Annotated in this window: 13 protein-coding genes; all 13 read right to left on the bottom strand. The window is 56.9% G+C overall.

What is annotated here, in order from left to right:
* Positions 1-139 precede the first annotated feature (139 nt).
* On the bottom strand, positions 140-2,740 hold the full coding sequence (locus tag ACNSOI_RS06215; RefSeq protein WP_420195374.1) for a TRAP transporter permease: 2,601 nt from the start codon (positions 2,738-2,740) through the stop codon (positions 140-142).
* Positions 2,741-2,821: 81 nt separating this feature from the next.
* A complete protein-coding gene (locus ACNSOI_RS06210; protein WP_058093128.1) occupies positions 2,822-3,805 on the bottom strand; it encodes a TAXI family TRAP transporter solute-binding subunit in 984 nt (327 codons plus the stop codon).
* A 185-nt stretch (positions 3,806-3,990) separates the two neighbouring features.
* Positions 3,991-6,375 (bottom strand): efflux RND transporter permease subunit, encoded by a 2,385-nt coding sequence (locus tag ACNSOI_RS06205; RefSeq protein WP_061331698.1) that lies wholly within the window; start codon positions 6,373-6,375, stop codon positions 3,991-3,993.
* A gap of 46 nt (positions 6,376-6,421) precedes the next feature.
* Positions 6,422-7,570, bottom strand: coding sequence for a WD40/YVTN/BNR-like repeat-containing protein (locus tag ACNSOI_RS06200; RefSeq protein ID WP_286254605.1), 1,149 nt, complete (start codon positions 7,568-7,570; stop codon positions 6,422-6,424).
* A gap of 140 nt (positions 7,571-7,710) precedes the next feature.
* On the bottom strand, positions 7,711-9,099 hold the full coding sequence (locus ACNSOI_RS06195; RefSeq protein WP_420195373.1) for a DUF1329 domain-containing protein: 1,389 nt from the start codon (positions 9,097-9,099) through the stop codon (positions 7,711-7,713).
* A 177-nt stretch (positions 9,100-9,276) separates the two neighbouring features.
* On the bottom strand, positions 9,277-11,919 hold the full coding sequence (pepN, locus tag ACNSOI_RS06190) for an aminopeptidase N (protein WP_420195372.1): 2,643 nt from the start codon (positions 11,917-11,919) through the stop codon (positions 9,277-9,279).
* A gap of 30 nt (positions 11,920-11,949) precedes the next feature.
* Positions 11,950-12,786, bottom strand: coding sequence for a DUF2797 domain-containing protein (locus ACNSOI_RS06185; RefSeq protein ID WP_286254599.1), 837 nt, complete (start codon positions 12,784-12,786; stop codon positions 11,950-11,952).
* On the bottom strand, positions 12,783-13,082 hold the full coding sequence (locus tag ACNSOI_RS06180) for a YeaC family protein (protein ID WP_058093123.1): 300 nt from the start codon (positions 13,080-13,082) through the stop codon (positions 12,783-12,785). The genes ACNSOI_RS06185 and ACNSOI_RS06180 overlap by 4 nt, the downstream gene beginning before the upstream one ends.
* Positions 13,083-13,257: 175 nt before the next feature.
* Positions 13,258-13,947, bottom strand: a complete 690-nt coding sequence (locus ACNSOI_RS06175) for a rhomboid family intramembrane serine protease (RefSeq protein WP_286255619.1) — start codon at positions 13,945-13,947, stop codon at positions 13,258-13,260.
* A gap of 2 nt (positions 13,948-13,949) precedes the next feature.
* Positions 13,950-14,963 carry a metallophosphoesterase gene (locus ACNSOI_RS06170; protein WP_420195371.1) on the bottom strand — a complete coding sequence of 338 codons (1,014 nt, stop codon included), beginning with the start codon at positions 14,961-14,963 and terminating at the stop codon, positions 13,950-13,952.
* A 2-nt stretch (positions 14,964-14,965) separates the two neighbouring features.
* The gene (locus tag ACNSOI_RS06165; protein WP_058093152.1) at positions 14,966-15,850 is read right to left on the bottom strand and encodes an NAD(+) kinase; all 885 of its coding nucleotides are present in this window, start codon (positions 15,848-15,850) and stop codon (positions 14,966-14,968) included.
* A 112-nt stretch (positions 15,851-15,962) separates the two neighbouring features.
* On the bottom strand, positions 15,963-17,192 hold the full coding sequence (locus tag ACNSOI_RS06160; RefSeq protein WP_420195370.1) for a DNA repair protein: 1,230 nt from the start codon (positions 17,190-17,192) through the stop codon (positions 15,963-15,965).
* A 139-nt stretch (positions 17,193-17,331) separates the two neighbouring features.
* Positions 17,332-19,395 carry an NADPH-dependent 2,4-dienoyl-CoA reductase gene (locus ACNSOI_RS06155; protein ID WP_072677732.1) on the bottom strand — a complete coding sequence of 688 codons (2,064 nt, stop codon included), beginning with the start codon at positions 19,393-19,395 and terminating at the stop codon, positions 17,332-17,334.
* Positions 19,396-19,410 lie beyond the last annotated feature (15 nt).

Here is a 19,410-nt window from a genome sequence, read left to right as displayed (position 1 = left end):
ATGGTTTCTCAGCGGTGATCTATACCAAAGATCACATGGTGGCCGGGCTCCGTGATACAAACCACGGGCCGGTTTGAGGGCGAGTCTAACAGAAAAAAACCCGGCAGCAACGCCGGGTTTTCACTAAGTGCCATGAGCTTTACGCCGTTTGAGGTGATGCGTCCTCCCTGGCTTTGCGCTTGAGCTGGCCAAACGCCACCAATCCAAGCAACAACAGCGCGGGAATAAACATCAATTCCCTCGGTGGCCGGTCGAGCTTTGCCTGAACTGCTTCGATATTCCAACCAAACTCAATACCGGCATCTTCCGCAGCGCTGCCAAAATCGACAAAATTCACCGCCAGCACGTCACCCTGATCGGACACGTCCAAACCGACGGCTGAGAGCCGTTCCTCCGCTGACCCACCAGCCGGAATATCGAGCTGAACATAAGTGGTCACGTCACTGCCATCCAGCCCCATGCCCGATACCCGGAAAACCGTTGTGTCATCAACCGGCACCGTCTCGACGTACTCCATAATCGCACTGCCCTGCCGCTCTTCATAAGGCGGATAGATCATGTCCCACCAGAACCCGGGCCGGAACAAGGTGAAGGTAATCAACAGCAACAGCAGGCTTTCCCACTTGTAGCTGCGGGTAAACCAGAAACCCTGTGTCGCGGCAGAGAACACGAGCATGGCCGTTACCGCGCTGGCCACGGTAATCAGCAGGTCGACCCACCCGGTCAGGCCAATCAGCAACAACTGGGTGTTGAAGATAAACATGAACGGTAGGATGGCGGTACGGATATCGTAGGTAAAACCCTGAATACCCGTTCGGATGGGGTCTGCGCCCGAGATAGCCGCCGCCGCGTAGGCGGCCAGACCCACGGGCGGCGTATCATCCGCCAGTATCCCGAAATAGAACACAAACAGGTGAACCGCAATAAGCGGCACGAGCAAGCCATTCTGGGCGCCGAGGGTAACGATGACCGGCGCCATCAGTGTCGATACCACGATGTAATTAGCCGTGGTGGGCAAGCCCATCCCCAGTATCAGGCTGATCACTGCGGTGAAGATGAGCATTAACAGCAGATTCCCCCCGGAGAGGAACTCTACAAACTCTGTCATCACCAACCCGATACCGGTGAGGGTTACTGTGCCAACCACGATGCCAGCGGTGGCCGTGGCAACACCAATGCCCACCATGTTGCGAGCGCCGGTGGCCAAAGAGTGCGCCAGATCAACAAAGCCACTGACAAACTCACGGAGCACCTGGCCGCGGCTGCGGAAAAGTGTTTTCAGCGGGCGCTGTGTTATCACGATAAAGATCATGAACAGGGTCGCCCAGAATGCAGACAACTGCGGCGAAAAGCGCTCTACGGTGAGGCACCAGACAAGCACCACCACAGGCAGGAGATAATAAAGGCCGGTTTTGACGGTGGGGCCCACCTCAGGCAATGCGCCCATCGCCTTTTCGGGATCATCGACTTCCAGCTCGGGAAACCGGGTGGCATAGCCAACCAGACCCACATAGACCGCAACAAGCAGCGGCCCAAGCACCCAGGGCGCCGCCTCGCCAAGAACATCCTTGGTCCAGCCCACACCATAGTAAACCGCAAAGGTGAGCACAATCAGGCCGATCAGAATCACCACCCAATTCAGCATTCGCTGTGCCAGCGAGGGACGGTTCGGCCGCTCCATGCCTTCCATCTTCAGCTTGCAAGCTTCAAGGTGAACAATGTAAATCAATGCCACGTAGGAAATCAGAGCCGGCAGAATGGCGTGCTTGATCACTTCCAGGTAAGAAATGCCCACGTATTCGACCATCAAAAACGCGGCAGCGCCCATGATAGGCGGTGTGAGCTGCCCATTGGTGGACGCAGCAACCTCGACAGCACCCGCCTTGGTAGCCGGAAAGCCAACACGCTTCATCAGCGGAATAGTGAACGTACCCGTGGTGACCACATTGGCAATCGATGAGCCGGAAATAACACCACTCAAACCACTGGACACCACCGCAGCCTTCGCAGGGCCACCACGCATATGGCCAAGCATGGCGTAGGCCACCTTGATGAAGTAGTTGCCGGCTCCGGCACGTTCAAGCAACGCACCAAAAAGTACGAATAGAAACACAAAGCTGGTGGATACACCCAACGCCACCCCGAAAACACCTTCGGTACCCAGCCATTGATGAGACGCCAGCTTGTTGAGGCTGACCCCCTTATGGGCAATGACATCCGGCATGTAAGGGCCGGCAATCGAATAGGTGATGAACACCGCCGCGACGATGGTCAGCGGCAGGCCAAGGGCCCGTCGAGTGGCTTCAAGCAACAACACCAGACCTCCGAGCGCGACCCATAGATCCATGGTAATCGGCGCACCCGGACGGGTAGAAAGTTCGTTATAGAATACGAAAAGGTAAGATGCGGAGAAAGCAGCCGCAAGTGCCAGTATCCAGTCGTAGACCGGTACTTTATCGGCGTGTACTCCCTTGATCATGGGGAATGCTGAAAACGCCAGGAAAACCGCAAATGCCAGATGAATGGAGCGGGCTTCCGTGGAATTGAAAATGCCGAAGTTCAGAATGAACGGCAGCGGTGATGCAATCCAGAGCTGAAACAAAGACCAGCAAAGGGGCACGATAAACAGGACGACAGATGCCGGTCCGGTGAGAGCCCTGCCTCCGGTTTCTGTCTGCAACAGCTGATCGACCTTGGCGGCGTCAACACCCGCCCCGGTACCGGGGTCGTTCTTCGCCATAGAATGTACCTGTGATGGGAGATAACCTGGTTGGAATCAGCAGGGCGGGCCGGACGCCCACCCTGCCGGCGACGTGCCGGATCAGTCGATCAGGCCAGCCTCACGATAGTACTTGGCGGCACCCGGATGCAGAGGCGCACTCAGGGCGTCAGAGACCATCTCTTCCTTCTTCAGGTTACCGAACGCAGGATGCAGGCGCTTGAAGCTGTCAAAGTTCTCAAAGACCGCTTTAACCACTTCATAAACCACATCGTCTGCCACATCGGTTGATGACACAAAGGTTGCTGCCACACCGAAAGTGGTTACGTCCTGGTCAGACCCACGGTACATTCCACCCGGAATAACCGCCTTCCGGTAGTACGGGTTGTCGTCAATCAGTTTCTTGCTGGCCGCGTTATCCACGTTTACCAGGACACTGTCGCAGGAGGTGGTGGCTTCCTTGATGGCACCGGAGGGGTGGCCAACGGTGTAGAAGAAAGCATCAATGTTGCCATCACACAGAGCCTGGGACTGCTCCGCCGCCTTGATTTCCGCCGCCAGGGCGAACTTGTCCATACCCCAGCCCATTTCGTCCATCAGAACTTCAGCGGTTGCGCGTTGGCCGGAACCCGGGTTGCCCACGGATACCCGCTTGCCCTCCAGGTCTTCAAAGTTCTTGATGCCAGAGCCCTTGCTCGCTACCACGGTGAACGGCTCCGGATGCAGTGAGAAAACAGCCCGCAACTTCTCGTTCTTGCCGGCGTCTTCAAACTGGCTGGTGCCGTTGTATGCGTGGAACTGCCAGTCGGACTGGGCCACCGCCAGATCAAGCTCACCCCCGCGAATGGCGTTCAGGTTGTACACGGAACCACCGGTGCTTTCGACAGAGCAGCGAATACCGTGTGCTTTCCGATCCATGTTCACCAGCCGGCAGATGGCGCCACCAGCGGGATAGTACACACCGGTCACGCCGCCTGTGCCGATGGTCACGAAGCGCTGTTCCTGGGCGGAAACGGCTGTCGATGCGGCCCCGAGGCTCACGGCGGCAGCAACGGCAAACGCGGACGCTTTGAGTTTTAGTGTCATGTGTGCTCTTCCTTCTCTTCTTGGTCTTTATTGTCAGTTGCCCGTCTCAAAGTGCGGGCAAACATCCCGGTCGTTTAAGAACATAGACCACTTCGGGCCATAAATAAAGAATGCATTAGCTCGCTAACCGTCTGACCCAGCAACAAAAAAGCCCGCGAGTGCGGGCTTTTTTGCAGTTCTGGCGGTTATTTCGCCGCTCTTGCCTTGGCAAGCATTTTGTCCGGGCGCAACAGGAAGCGCGCCAACGCAGGCAGCAGCCAAATAGCGCCCACCATGTTCCAGAGGAACATGAAGAACAGCAGGAAGCCCATATCCGCCTGGAACTTGATCGGCGAGAAGATCCAGGTCACCACACCAAGACCCAGAGTCACACCGGTAAAGATAACCGCCTTACCGGTTGAGCGCAGAGTCTCGTAATAGGCATCCTGGAGCGTCTTGCCCTCCAGCAGGAACTTCTCAAGCTTGCTGTAGATATAGATACCGTAGTCGACACCGATACCTACCCCCAATGCGATCACCGGCAGGGTCGCCACCTTGATACCGATACCCGAGACCGCCATGATTGCCTCACACAGGATGGAGGTCAGGCCCAGCGGAATCACGATACACGCCACCGCGCGGATCGACCGGAACGTCAGGAAACACAGCAAGCTCACCACGCTGTAGACCAGCAGCAACATGATGTCTTTGGCATTGGCAATAACTTCGTTGGTAGCGGCCTCAATACCGGCGTTACCTGCGGCGAGCAGGAAAGTGTGCTCGTCGTTGTTGAAGTTATCGGCAAACTCCTCAACACGGTCAACCACAGTCTGCAGGGTTTCCGCCTTGTGGTCTTCCAGGAACACCAGCACCGGCGTCAGATCACAGGTGGTGTTGATCAGACCTGCCGGGGCCTCACGAATGGAGGCGTTGATGATGGTCTGGTTACGGGAGATCTCATACCACTTCCAGCTACCCTCGTTCAGAGCCTTGGTCACCATCTTGGAAACATCCGCCAGGGAAGCAGAGCTCTGCACGCCCGGAGTGTTCTGAAGCTCCCACTGAAGACGATCCATCGCACGCAATACGTTGTACTGGGTGCACTGTTCTTCCTGGGTTTTCACCATCACCACCAGAACGTCGGCACTGGTGGAATAGTTGTTGATGATGAAGGAGTTATCCTTGTTGTAACGGGAATCCGGGCGCAGCTCCGGCGCACCCTCGTCCAGGTCACCAACCTTCAGGTCCTGCTTGTAGTACAGACCCAGGCCAAGACCAATCACCGCAATCAACAGGGAAATCGGCGCCACTCCGGGATGGGAGAAGTAGGACATAACGCGCCATTTGCGATCCTGTTTTTCCCCGTGATTCTGCACATGCCGGACACCACCCTTCGAGATACCGATGTAAGACATGATCAGTACGTGCAGCACCAGGTTGGTGATGATCACGAACGCCACACCCAGGCCCGCCGCAATGGCCAGATCACGGATAACGTCGATTTCGATGAACACCAGGGTCAGGAAGCCGAAGGCATCGGAAATCAGGGCCAGCATGCCCGGAATATACAGGGCCCGGAACGCGAGCCTGGCTGAGGTAATGGCATCGAACCCTTTGCCGGCTTCAACCGCCATGGCGTTGACAATCTGAACGCCGTGACTGATACCGATCGCAAAGACCAGGAAAGGAACCAGCACCGAGTATGGGTCCAGCCCGTAGCCCAGCAGCTTGAGAGTACCGAGCTGCCAGAACACGGCAATGATCGACGTGAACACCGGCACCAGGGTGCCCGCAATGCAGCGGGAGTACCAGAACAACAGCAGCGTGGTCAGCAGGATGGTGATCCCCGCAAACCAGGCAATGGAGGCAATACCCTCAATCAGATCACCCACTTTCTTGGCGAAACCGACAATGTGGATATTGACGTTAGGATTTTCCGCTCCGTACTTATCGCGAATCTTTTCTTCGAGCTGGCGTGAGAACTCACCATAATCCAGCGCTTCGCCGGTTTCCGGGTTCTTCTCGTACAGTGGCGCGTAAACGATGGTGGAACGGAAGTTATCGGAAATCAGGCGCCCTACTTCGTTGGAACGCAGGATATTCTGACGTAATTGCTCCAGGCTTTCACGGGAACCGTCGTAGCCATCAGGAATGACCGTACCACCCTGGAAGCCCTGTTCTGTTACCTCTACCCAGCGTACGTTGGAGGTCCACAGCGACTTGAGGCCGGAACGGTCTACCCCATTCAGGTAAAAGACCTCGTCAGTAATCTGCTGCAGGGTTTCCATGTACTCGGCGGTAAAAATATCGCCTTCTTCCACGGCCACCGCAATCCGGACAAAGTTACCCAGGTTCTCCAGATCGTCCCGATGCTCGAGCATATTGACGATGTAAGGATGCTCAAGCGGAATCATCCGCTCAAAGCTCGCATCTGGCTGAATCTTGACAGCGTTGTAGCCAAGGAACAGCGTCAGAATGAAAAACGCAACCAGGATCGGTGCCCGGTTATTGAAAATCAGCCGCTCGAGAAACGGCTCCGCCTTTGGCGTTGTCAGGTAATGTTCACCCCTGTCGTGCATCGGGTTAGACATTAAAAAGCCCCTCTATCCATTAATCTGTTGATGCCACACCAGGGCGTTAATTCGGATTCCGACCACGAGCGTCGGTGAACTTGACACCGCCCTCGCCAACCAGAAGAAGATTGGTTCCTTGCAGGGGAACAACGGCCATCACACCTTCCCGATCGTTCCGGAAGTACACCCGGAAGCTCTCGCCGCCATTGGTACTCATAAGCACGGCGCCACCATTGCCCACCAGGGTAATCCTGCCGTCGTCTGCAACCGCACCGTTATTAATGGTTGCGCCGCCCTCGTTGGGAACCACCGTCCAGCTGCGGCCAAGGTCGGTCGAGCGGAAGGTGTTGCCCCGCAGACCAAACGTCAACACTTCGTTAACCTGGCCAGTACCCATAACCCCAAACAAAGATCCCTCATAGGGGCTTTCACGGCGTTCCCAGGTATCGCCACCGTCCACCGACACATGGATCTGCCCGGCTTCACCAACCGCTACCAGGGCACCACCGGTAACCTGAGTGATGCTGTTGAGGTGAAAGTTCTGAGGATTATCCAGGTTCGGCGCCCAGTCTTCCCAGTTTTCGCCGCCGTCCTGGGTTCTCAGGATCATGCCGTAAGCACCTACCACAAACCCGTGGCTGTCATCTTCAAACCAGACATCCAGGAACGGGTTTACCGGCCCGACATCCTGGTCTGCCTGCATGTTCTCAAGAGTAAAGAACAGGTCGTCAAGCGCCCACTCCAGATCCGTTTTCTCATCGTCTTCAGCCTGTTCGATCTGTTCTTCCAGTTCGGCAATTTGAGACTGCTTGCTTTCAATAGCCAGGGTTGAAGCCTGATTACCGTCCAGCTGCAAGGTCCAGTTCTCTCCACCGTCCGACGAATGCAACACCACGCCGCTATGACCAACCGCCCAGCCGTGCTGTTCGGTGCCGAAGTCCACGGCGTTGAGTGTCAGGGAAACCGGCACAGCCCCCTGCACCCAGGTGTGCCCCTCATCATCCGAGAAGATCACGTGCCCACGCTCTCCAACGGCAACAATCCGCTCACCGGCACGCGTTGCGTCATTCAGCAACGATTCCGGCGCCAGCAGTGTCGGGCGGGCAGGAGTTTCAAGAATATCTGGCACCGCAAATGCCGCGGGGGCTGCCAGTACCATGGAGAACCCCAGACAGGCAGACCCCAGTGTCTCGCATATGAACCTATTAGCCATTCAAATTGCCTTTACGTTGATTGTATCTTGTTGCGTTATCCCTGAGCCTCGCAGAAGCACAAACAAACCGGCAGCCATAAGGCCGCCGGTATATCTGGCACTACTACTGCCACTCCGGGATCAGACTGTGCGCCGAGTCCTTAGCGCACACTCCGCCGACGCAGCGAGGCCGGTGAGAAATAACGTTTATTCGGTACATCGTCGGTAAACACCCGAGTACCGGATTCTTCCGTATCCAGACCCAGCACGTGGTAACGGCGAGCCTGAAGGTCGTGGTACACGTCCAGCACTGTCCACACGCCGGGCAGCTCATAATAGTTCTTGGGGATACCCATGGTCACGCGCCACAGCTCTCCACGACCGTCGTACTGGTCCAGCAGCACGGTATTCCAGCTGTCCGCATCCACATAGAAACGACGCTTACCGTAAATGTGCCGCTCGCCCTGCTTGAGGGTGGCTTCGACCACGTGCACGCGGTGCAGCTCCCAGCGGGTCAGATCAGGATTCAGATGGGAAATACCCAGAATCTCGGAATACGGTGTGCCTTTTTCGCCAATCCGGTAGTTGTTATAAGGGATGTATATTTCCCTCATACCCTCGTAGTTCCAGTTGTAGCGATCCATGGCACCGTTAAAGATATCGGTGTCGTCCGCGGTGCGCAGGTTATCGGCCGCCGCGATCGGGGAATCGTACCCGAGGTTCGGGGCACGGCGAACCCGCCGCTGGCCAGCATTGTAACCCCAACCGTTGCGAGGGTTGATAATCTGGTTGAGTGTCTCGTGAATCAGAATGGCACCGCCGGCAAGGCGGGGCGGAGACTGGGTGAACGAGAGGTAGTAGAAAATGATGTTATCGAGATCGGCTTCGCCGCCTTCCGGGTTGTAGAAGTTAAAGAAGGCTTCCTGCTGCGAGGTCACCAGACCATAATCACCGTTGGTCTGAACCGCCACTTCACTGGAACGACGGGTAACGGAAATACCGCGCCACCGGGTCAGATGGTTCCAGACCACCTGCCAGGCTTTTTCTTCATCGGTACCGTGCAGGATCGGGAACGGGTAACCGCCAAACGCTCCGCTCAAGCCCTCGGCCTGTCCGACAATTTCCGCGTTGACTGCGTTCTTGCGGGTATTCTCGGCAACCCAGTCTGGCACGGCATGGGTGCGGCGCGACTGGTACACCGGAATACGGAATGTGGTTGGGTAGGTACGGAGCATGGCCCTGACGCCATCGGTCAGGTACTCGTCGTACTGCTCCATGTTGGAGGCGTTAATCGTGAACAACACCTGATCGTCCGGGAACGGGTTGATGTGGTGCTGCCCACTGCCTTCGTAACCAGCCGGGGGCTCTGTCAGCCCGCCAGTCCAGGCAGGAATGGTACCAGCTTCATTGCCAGCCTTGATGGACCCGAAGGGCGTCAGGTCCTGACCGAGGCGGTTTGCCTCAGCGGCAGACACACCGGCGTGAACCGGCGCAGCTGCAAACGAAAGCGCAAGCAGCCCGCCCAAAAATGCGTTCTTGTTGTATCTCATTGTGCAACCTTAAATCCGTCTGGGAGCCTCTACAGGGCTTTATTGTTATGGTCTGACGTAATCGCAGACTTTCCATCAGATTAGCCGATTGAGCAACATTGTCTATCGACCGAAAGTGCGATTTTGTATCTGGCTGTGACGACGGCTTTACAATCACAGCCAGGGTACGAGCCTGGGTCAGTCCGCCAGGCTCTTGTGAACCACCTCGTACACGTCTCGTGAAAGTTCGGTTTTGTCACGAATCCGCTCAAGGGCGGCCTTCATCTGACTGCTGTATTGCGGTGAAAACTTCTTCCACCGGGTAAGCGGAGACACCAACCGGGCAGCAATCTGCGGGTTGCTGTCGTCCAGTCGACACACCTGGTCCGCCAGGAACCGGTAACCACTGCCATCCGGTTTATGGAAAGCTGCCAGGTTCTGGCCAGCAAACACCCCGACCACAGAACGCACCTTGTTGGGGTTCTTCCAGTCGAAGGCCGGATGCTCCAACAACGCCTGGATCTGCGGCAACTGCCCTGCCCGGTCGCTGGACGCCTGCACCGAGAACCAGAGTTCAACCACCTGCGGGTCATCCTGGAAACGCTCGAAGAATTCTGCCAGGGCCCTGATCCGATCCGATTCAAAACCGGAATTCACCAGGGCACGCAAGGCGCCGAGCCGGTCCGTCATGTTATCCGCCTGCTCAAACTGCTCAACGGCCAGCGCCCGCCCCTGCTCATCATCAATGTGCAGCAGCCACGCCAACGCTGTATTACGAAGGCTGCGACGGGCGATGGCACCCGGCGTCAGCTGATAATCGCCCTGACCAGCGTTGCGCTGATAACAGGCCAACAGGTCATCGCGGAGCGCCTGGGCCAGATGCGTCAGAACCTGCTCCCGGGCGTCATGAATGGCCGGCACGTCGGCCTGCTCGGAAAGCTCGATCAGATAGGCTTCCGAAGGCAACAGCAGCATCTTGGCCACAAGCGCCTGGTCCAACTCGGTATCGTTCAACAACAGGCGATAGGCTTCCACCAGCCGTGGTTCAATTTCCGTGCCCTGAGGCGCGTCAACCAATGACTGGATAACATCGACCGCCAGTTTCTGGCCAGCATCCCACCGGTTAAAGCCATCCGGATCATGACTCATCAGGAACAACAGCTGTTCGCGGGTCCAGGGGTAATGAACCCTCACCGGGGCGGAAAAATCCCTCAGCAACGACGGCACCGGCCGCTCCTTGAGTCCATGGAACTCAAAGCTGTGTTGCGTCTCAGTCAGTTCAAGCACCCGCTCAGCGGGACCGTTGCTGTCCTCCGCCCCCATATTCAGAGGCAGCGGCTGCCCTTCGGAATCAAGCAGGCCGATCGCAAACGGAATATGCTGCGGCTTTTTCCCGGACTGTCCGGGCGTATCCGGAATCGACTGCCGGATATCCAGTCGATACACACCTTGTGCTTCATCGTAATGATCCGCTACCGCCAACACCGGCGTGCCCGCCTGCTCGTACCACAAACGGAACTGGCTCAGGTTGCGCCCGGAGGCATCCTCCATTGCCCGAACAAAGTCATCGGTAGTGACGGCCTGGCCGTCGTGGCGGTCAAAGTAGAGGTCACTGCCCTTCCTGAACAGCTCGGCGCCGAGCAGGTTGTGAATCATCCGCACCACTTCTGCGCCCTTTTCATAGATGGTCAGGGTGTAGAAGTTGGAGATTTCCATGTACGACGCCGGCCGAACCGGATGCGCCATGGGGCCGGCATCTTCGGCAAACTGCGCAGTGCGCAGCAAGGTTGCGTCTTCAATCCGTTTGACGGTGGGCGACCCCATATCCGCCGAGAACTGGGAATCCCGGAACACCGTAAAGCCTTCTTTCAGGCTTAGCTGGAACCAGTCACGGCAGGTAACCCGGTTGCCGGACCAGTTATGGAAATACTCATGGGCAACAATGGCTTCGATGCGCTGGAAAGCGGCATCCGTGGCCGTGTCCTGGCTGGCAAGCACGCAGGATGAATTGAAAATGTTCAGGCCCTTGTTTTCCATGGCCCCCATATTGAAATCATCCACCGCTACGATCATGAAGATATCAAGATCGTACTCACGGCCGTAAACCTCTTCATCCCAGCGCATCGAACGCTGGAGCGCATCCATGGCGTAATCGCACTTGCGTGCGTTGCGCGCCTCCACGTAGATACGCAGATCTATGTTGCGACCGGAACAGGTTGTAAAGGTGTCTCGTTTCTCAACGAGATCGCCCGCCACCAACGCAAACAGGTAGGCTGGTTTCGGGAATGGGTCTTCCCAGGTGACAAAGTGACGGCCGTTCTCAAGATCACCTTGCTCAACAGGATTACCATTGGACAGCAATACCGGGTAGGCGGATTTATCGGCTTCAACGCGGGTCTGGAAGCGCGCCATCACGTCCGGCCGATCCGGGTAATAGGTGATACAGCGGAAGCCTTCGGCCTCGCACTGGGTGCAGAACATGCCCGATGATTTGTACAACCCTTCCAGGCGAGTGTTGTTCTGCGGCTCAATCCAGGTGACTACGGTCAGCTCGAAGACCTCCGGCACCGCTTGGACCACCAGCTTGTCGCCCTCATTTTGGTATTCATCGCTGGCCAGGGGCTGACCGTTCAAGGCCAGAGATTCCAGAGTCAGGCCGTCGCCATCCAGCTCCAGCGGGGCGCTGCTCTGCGCAGCGGCGGGATTGCGGCGTATGGATAAGGTACTGTGCACCCGCGCGCCGTCCTCGAACAGTTCAAACCTCAGGCTTACATGGTCCACCAGATACGCCGGCGCCTGGTACTCGCTCAGGTAGATGGTTTGTGGCTGGTTGGTACGCATTCACTCTCTCCAGACGGTAAACTTCCGCGCTCAGTCAAGAACCCGGAACCGGACTTCGTAGCCGGTAAATTTTCGAATATTGATCACACCGGTATCGAGCATCAGGTACTGGCCCTTGATCCCCTCCAGCAGCCCTTCGACTTCCGGGGTTTTATCCAGATTATGGGTTTTCACTTTCGACGGCCACACCTGAACCGGATAACCAAGCCCAAGTGAGGCCTCGTCCACAACCCGGATACTGTCCTCACCATGTTGCGCCCGTAATTGCGCCAACTCGTCTTCAATAAGCTCCAGCATTTTCCGGCGCTCCTGAACCAGGTCCAGCTCTGGCACATCGCCCTTGAGCATCGCACGCCAGTTGGTCCGATCCGCCACATGGCTCTTGCACGCCACTTCCACCAGACCGGACAGGTAACGGCTGGCTACCCGCAGCATGGGAATGGCTGTCACCGCGCCCTGGTCGATCCAGCGAGTCGGCACTTGCGAGCCCCGGGTAATACCCACCTTCAAGCCACTGGAATTGGCCAGGTAGACCACGTGCTCCACCATGCAATTCGCCTCGCCCCACTCGGGCTCCCGGCAGGTACCCAGATGGTAATGGCACTTCTCAGGACTCATGATGCAACTGTCACAGGCAGCGAGTTTGCGGAAACAGGGATAACAGTAGCCCTGGTTGAAACTCTTCTTGGTGGTGCGGTCGCAGTGGATGCAGCGAATCACACCGTCAAAGTCCAGTCGCACCTTCTGGCCAATCAGGTCGTTCAGGGGAATGCGGGTGTCACCCACGGCCAGGGTGTAGGCCACCGGATCGCCGGCTTGCGCCGGCATCTTACGCAAGCGGCCGGTTACATCAATTGACTCGCTCAAACCTTGACCTCGACGAACTGGTCTGGATCCACATCGTTGCCGTTCTGGCGATCTTTACGGAACTGCACGGATGGATCACAGGCGGTACCGGCTTTCTCGCCCCGGTCCAGATAGCCCACCCGCTGCTCTTCGGGCACATTGTGTTTGTTCTCGTAATAGATAACCGCTTCCAGGCTGATTTCCCGCTGCTCTCGGGTCATTGCCCTTCCATCAGGCCATTTACCAAGCTCGATAGATTGCTTGAGGTTCCGGTATACAGTCGGATCCAGCCGTTCAATGAGTTCGTCGTAGGTCATTACCCACCTCCTGAAAAATCATTCATAAAAAAATCGGCAAATCCGTTTGACAGATGTAAATGATAACAATTATCATTATCTCACCAAATGACGACGGTCGTATCATTTGGTCTCTCTCATCAGGAGCTATAAGCTCTTTTAATGCCCCACCCTTTGGTGGGGCTTTTTTATGCCTTCACCGAAACCGCCCCCGGGCGGGCATCACCGCTGCCAACGCCAGACCACCCACAAAGCCTCCCAGGTGAGCCTCGTTAGCCATCCGGCCCAGGCCAATCACTTCCGGGATAGGCGTAAAGCCGATCACCATCCACACCAGGGCAAAGGTGACCAACGCAGGTGGAAACTGGAATCTGGGCCGGCGTTGCTGGCTCAGCCAACAGTAACCAAGGATGCCATAAACGACACCCGACAAACCTCCGAACAGGGGGCCAGACACCAGATACTGCAACAGATTGGCGGACAGACTGGTTACCAGGAACAGCGCCACCAGGCGGGCGCGACCATCAATCCATTCAATCTGGCTGCCCAGAAACCAGAGCATGACCGAGTTGAAAATGATGTGGGTCCAGCTGAAATGCAGGAAATCCGGTGAAATCAGGCGCCACAACTGCCCGCTTGCCACTGTCGCAGAGAGCGCATCCAACCTCCCGCCCAGGGAACTGAACAGGTCCCAGGAATAGTGCCTCGGATCGACGATCATCATGGCCGCGGCCAGGGGGTTCTGCCCCATGGATGTCAGCCACACCATGGCAACGGCGATGCCGATCACGCTCACAACAAACGGCGCATGCCGGGGAGCCGGCTGCCAGCGCCCGCTGGGGGTAATCGGAGATGATGTATGTTGGTCCAAACTAACCTCGCTGATACTTAGCGCGCCACGCTGTCTTCACTGGTGGGATAATCCGGCTGCTCGGGACGATCCACCTCTACCCAGACAAACTTGTCGCGGGAAAGTGCCTTTTCATCATCCAGCCGATAGGCCACCAGCCTGCCGTACTTTACGGCGCTGTAATCGATACAGGCCACATTCGACTTCAAAGGCGCCGGCTCACCATCCATCCAGTAATGCCCAACAAAGACCGGCGGCGCATCCAGCGGGTAAGTAATCAGTTGTTTGCGCTCATCCTCCCGCAAAGTCATGGACGCCACTTCCGGTGGCAATGGGTCTGGCTGGAACACCACATCGGCGTATGTTTGTGGGTTGTCGGCCCAGAACTTGGTGCGGAAGAATTCCCGAACATAGCCATCCCGCCCGGTAATCTTGACCCCTGGCGGCAGGCGCAAGTCAGTGCCACGCAACAAGGTGTCCATCACCTGGCCGGCGAAAGATTCGATGGCGGCCGAGGCATGAAGAAAGTCTTCATCAATACAGGCACCGCCCTGATTCTGCCGGAACTTGTCTATCAGATCCTGATCCCAGCAAGCATGCACCACCCGGAAGTGCTCCTCTTCGATAAACAGCGGAATGGTGTAAAACCACTCCAGAAAATCGTTCCACTCATGGGGATACGCATCGAACTGCTCAAGAGTTTCCTTGATCAGGCGGTCATGGCGAGGGTTGTGTTCGCGCAGGAATTGTTTGCCACTGCCAGGCCGAGCCCGGGTGCAGTAGCCAAGGGCATTGTATTCATGGTTGCCCATAACGATGCGGGCAGCACCGTGCTCCACCATGTCTCGCACCAGATGCAGGGCCTCACGGATTCTTGGGCCCCGATCGATGATGTCGCCAATAAAAATGGCCTGGCGCCGGGGATGCTGGTAAATGCCGTTCTGTTTACGATACCCCATCTGCTGGAGCAACCGCTCCAGGGTGTGGGCGCAACCGTGAATGTCACCAATAATGTCGTAACCGCGGCTCGCGGTTGAAGTCTGTCCCGCCATAATCAACTCGCTGCTATTTCGCTTGCCCAACCCAGCTTGTCACGGCAGGTGGCATAGAAATTGTGATCGGTCGGGTGGATCAGACGGATCTTGAACGGCTTTTTGGTAATTCGGATGATATCCCCGGGCGCACAGGCAATGTTCATCTGGCCATCAAAGCTGACTTGCGGGTAGGTTTCGTTGGTTTCACCAATCACCAGTTTGATTTCACTCTTGCCGTCGACCACGATCGGGCGACTGCTCAGGGTATGCGGGAACATGGGCACCAGCACCACAGCATCCAGTTTCGGGTGCATGATGGGACCACCTGCTGACAGGGAATAGGCAGTTGAGCCGGTAGGCGTGGCAACAATCAAGCCATCGGAACGCTGGCTGTAAACAAAGTGGCCATCAATGTAGAGGTCAAAACCGATCATCCGGGTAGACTTACCGGGGTGCAGCACCACATCGTTCAGGGCAGAACCGTAGCCCAGGGGCTGGCCATTACGTTCCACATGGCCATCCAACAGGAACCGCGATTCCTCGATATATTCACCCTCAAGCACCCGGGCCAGGCGCTCTTCGAGGTCAGATGGAGAAATATCCGTCAGGAAGCCCAGGCGGCCGCGGTTGACCCCCAGAATCGGGATCTTGGATTTGGCCAGTTCACGGGCAGCCCCCAGCAAACTACCATCCCCGCCCACGACAATGACCAGGTCGCAGATTTCGCCCAGCAGCTTTTTGCTGGCGACCTGCAGGCCATGGCCCGGAATCATGGTGGAGGTATCTTCCTCGATGATGACGTGGTAGTTGTTGGCCGTCAGGTACTGCTTGAGCTGCCGCAGAGACTCAACCACCTTGACGCTGCCCATGCGCCCGACAATGCCGATATTCCTGAACTGATCCATGAAGTATCCCGTGGTGTCTGAATGAGACAGGAAAGGCATGGCCCCTCCTGTTCTGTAACGAACAGAGCCACAGTTTAACGAATCTCAGGCAGATACTGAAAAAAGATCCGCGTCAGGACCGGTGCTGCTCGCAGTGATCATCTACCCCTGGCTGGAACTCTGCCGGCTGGGTTACCCGCATGATCGGCTCACCGCAGGCATTTCCTTCACTATCCACGTGGCGGCAAACCGGATGCTCATAGTGTGCCAGCCAGTCTTTGTAGGCCGGCTCGTTCATACCACAACGCTCGGCGGCATAGGCCACCGGATTGCTAAAATAGGTATCGATATCGTCATAAGGCAGTGTGATATGACCCACGCCGGGATGATAGGCAACCAGGAATACGGACTGGCTCTGCAACTGTTCCAGCAGCGAATCCTCGGGTGGTACCTGGTGGCGAAGCTCGTGGTTTTCCTGCTCAAGGGCAACAATTTTGTCATCCCGAAGCTCCAGCTCCCTTTGCTTGCGCTCCAACTGTTCACGCAACAGGACGGTCTCGGCGTCAGCATGAACGTCCTTGCGCTGGCGGGCGTCGCCCTCCGCCATTTTTTCCTGCATGGAGAGATATTGTTCGTTGCGCTGAGCCAGGCGCTGTTTGAGTTGTTCATTGCTGATCCGGGTGCGCTCGTATCGCTGTTCCAGATCTGACATTTCACTGCGCAAAGCCTGCATTTCGAGGCGATGCTCGCGCTGGAGGTCAGCCAGGGAGTCCCGGTGCACACTTTGGAGGGTTTTGATTCTGAGCCGCTGTTCACGGAGGATCTGGGCAACGCGGGCCCGGTCACGGTTATCCTCTACTGGCTGCTCCACACTCGCCGTGGTCAGAACCGGAATATTCTCTTCTTCCGGTTCCACTTTCTGGAAACGCAACGTATTGGCTTCAACCGCTTTGCGGATCAACTGGAAGTGGTTACTACCCGGCGTCATGTCCGGGTCCCAGAGTTCCTCGGCAAATGCCGGATCAGGGCACTGACTCCGGCAAACCAGCCGGATAGCACCACCGCCCATATCTGGCCCCTTGGCGCCTTTCTCTGCCAACGCCTCGATAGGCACATTCCAGTGGCTGTCGGCCCGCCCCTCGTCATCAAACCAGATGCGGAAGAAAACCAGCGAACGAACCGTCAACTCCGGTGAAAGGTTTACCAGCACCGCCCGAACATCTGTCTCGGCAAGATCAGACAGGCCAACATAGCCGTCCAGAAACGCGCCGAATTCAGACAACCGCATCTGCCGGGCCACCTGACTGCCCTCCATAAAGAAAACCGCGGAATATCCGTCGGCTGCCTGCCCGGCATTAACCATTCACTTTCTCCATGCTTCGGAAAACTCTTGTTATGGACGCCCGATGCGGGAAGAGAGTTCCATCCCCCTCCCGCGCTTCACCTCCATAGTCTAGCCAGACCTTAACCGAAACACAGAGAAAAACTGCAACGTTTTGTGATCAGATCTCCGCTGCCAGGCGGCTACCCTGATCAATGGCCCGCTTTGCATCCAGCTCTGCTGCCACATCGGCACCACCAATCAGATGCACCGGCAAACCGGCTGCTTCCAGGCCTGCCTGCAACTCACGCAGCGGCTCCTGACCAGCACACACGATGATGGTATCCACCGGCAACACTTTATCCTCGCCCTGCTCGGCACCTTTCGGTGTGATGGTGATGTGCAGGCCTTCGTCATCAATCTTGCGATAGCTGACGCCGGGCACCATCTGCACGTTGCGGTGCTTGAGAGAGGTACGATGAATCCAGCCGGTGGTCTTGCCCAGGTTCTTGCCAACTTTCGAGGCCTTACGCTGCAGCAGGTAAACCTCCCGCGCAGGCTCAGGCACCTGAGGCTGAACACCCTGAATACCGCCACGGTGTTCAACCGTCAGATCCACGCCCCACTCCTTCATGAAGTGCTCGGTGTTCAAAGAAGGCGATTCACCCTTGTGGACGATGAATTCAGACACATCGAAGCCGATACCACCCGCACCGATGACAGCTACCTTCTGACCAACCGGCTTGCGCTCCAACAGCGCATCCAGGTAGCCAATCACCTTCGGGTGATCAATGCCTTCGATCTCCGGTGTGCGTGGCTCCACGCCAGTGGCCAGGACCACCTCATCAAAGCCACCGGCTTTGAGGTCCTCTGCGGTAACGCGGGTATTGAGCCGAATATCAACGCCATGTTTGTCGAGCATCACCCGGAAGTAGCGCAGGGTTTCGTAAAACTCTTCCTTGCCCGGAATGCGTTTGGCCACATTGAACTGACCACCTACCTCACTGCCGGCGTCGAAGACCGTAACCTTGTGCCCACGCTCCGCGGCAACCGAGGCAAACGCCAGGCCTGCGGGGCCGGCACCAACCACCGCAACCGACTTCGGCGTAGCCGTCTTCACGTACGCCAGTTCGGTTTCGTGGCAGGCGCGGGGATTGACCAGGCAGGACGTCAGCTTGCCGCTAAACGTATGATCAAGACAGGCCTGGTTACAGCCGATACAGGTATTAATCTCCTCGGCACGATCTTCCACAGCTTTGCGGACCAGGTCAGCGTCTGCCAGGAATGGGCGGGCCATGGACACCATATCCGCATCACCTTCTGCCAGAACCTTCTCGGCAACGTCTGGCATATTGATCCGGTTGGTGGTTACCAACGGAATACTGACCTCGCCTTTAAGCCGGGCCGTTACCTTGGTAAAGGCACCACGGGGCACGGATGTGGCGATGGTCGGCACACGGGCTTCGTGCCAGCCGATACCGGTGTTGATGATGGTGGCGCCCGCCTTCTCGATTTCCTTGGCCAGGTGCACCACTTCTTCCCAGGTACTGCCGTCTTCGATCAGATCGAGCATGGACAGGCGATAAATGATGATGAAGTTTTCGCCCACGCGCTCACGAACCCGGCGAACGATTTCAATGGGCAGGCGAATGCGGTTCTCGTAACTGCCACCCCACTGATCGGTGCGGTGGTTGGTGTGTTTGACAATGAACTGGTTAATGAAATAACCCTCGGAACCCATGATCTCCACGCCATCGTATCCGGCGCGCTGAGCCAGGGCAGCGCAGTTCACGTAGTCGTCGATCTGCTTCTGGATGCCGGCTTCGTCCAGCTCTTTGGGCTTGAACGGATTGATCGGCGCCTGGATAGCCGAAGGCGCGACCAGCTCAGGGGAATACGCGTAACGGCCCGCATGCAGGATCTGCATACAGATTTTGCCGTCAGCCTCATGCACCGCCTGGGTAATCACCTTGTGCTTGTCAGATTCTTCTTCTGTGTTCATCTTGGCTGCGTGCTGGAATACCGCACCTTCGGTATTCGGGCCGATGCCACCGGTTACGATCAGGCCAACGCCACCAAGGGCACGCTCGGCGTAAAACGCAGCCAGACGCTCGAATCCGTTTTTCACTTCCTCCAGGCCGGTATGCATGGAACCCATCAGTGTGCGGTTACGCAGGGTGGTAAAGCCAAGGTCCAGTGGTTCAAGCAGATGCGGGTACTTGCTCACGCCCGGTGATGCAGCCATTGGTAATCTCCTCAT

The sequence above is a fragment of the Marinobacter sp. GH_1 genome, assembly GCF_048595985.1.
Taxonomy (GTDB): Bacteria; Pseudomonadota; Gammaproteobacteria; order Pseudomonadales; family Oleiphilaceae; genus Marinobacter; species Marinobacter shengliensis.
The sequence above is the reverse complement of the archived record's forward strand: the minus strand, read 5'-3'. Positions and strand labels throughout refer to the sequence as shown.

Coding starts and splice junctions, on each gene's coding strand:
- ACNSOI_RS06210 (WP_058093128.1), bottom strand. CDS start 3,805: ATGACACTAAAACTCAAAGCGTCCGCGTTTGCCGTTGCTGCCGCCGTG.
- ACNSOI_RS06155 (WP_072677732.1), bottom strand. CDS start 19,395: ATGGCTGCATCACCGGGCGTGAGCAAGTACCCGCATCTGCTTGAACCA.
- pepN (WP_420195372.1), bottom strand. CDS start 11,919: ATGCGTACCAACCAGCCACAAACCATCTACCTGAGCGAGTACCAGGCG.
- ACNSOI_RS06215 (WP_420195374.1), bottom strand. CDS start 2,740: ATGGCGAAGAACGACCCCGGTACCGGGGCGGGTGTTGACGCCGCCAAG.
- ACNSOI_RS06170 (WP_420195371.1), bottom strand. CDS start 14,963: ATGGCGGGACAGACTTCAACCGCGAGCCGCGGTTACGACATTATTGGT.
- ACNSOI_RS06160 (WP_420195370.1), bottom strand. CDS start 17,192: ATGGTTAATGCCGGGCAGGCAGCCGACGGATATTCCGCGGTTTTCTTT.
- ACNSOI_RS06165 (WP_058093152.1), bottom strand. CDS start 15,850: ATGGATCAGTTCAGGAATATCGGCATTGTCGGGCGCATGGGCAGCGTC.
- ACNSOI_RS06195 (WP_420195373.1), bottom strand. CDS start 9,099: ATGAGATACAACAAGAACGCATTTTTGGGCGGGCTGCTTGCGCTTTCG.
- ACNSOI_RS06200 (WP_286254605.1), bottom strand. CDS start 7,570: ATGGCTAATAGGTTCATATGCGAGACACTGGGGTCTGCCTGTCTGGGG.
- ACNSOI_RS06180 (WP_058093123.1), bottom strand. CDS start 13,082: ATGACCTACGACGAACTCATTGAACGGCTGGATCCGACTGTATACCGG.
- ACNSOI_RS06205 (WP_061331698.1), bottom strand. CDS start 6,375: ATGTCTAACCCGATGCACGACAGGGGTGAACATTACCTGACAACGCCA.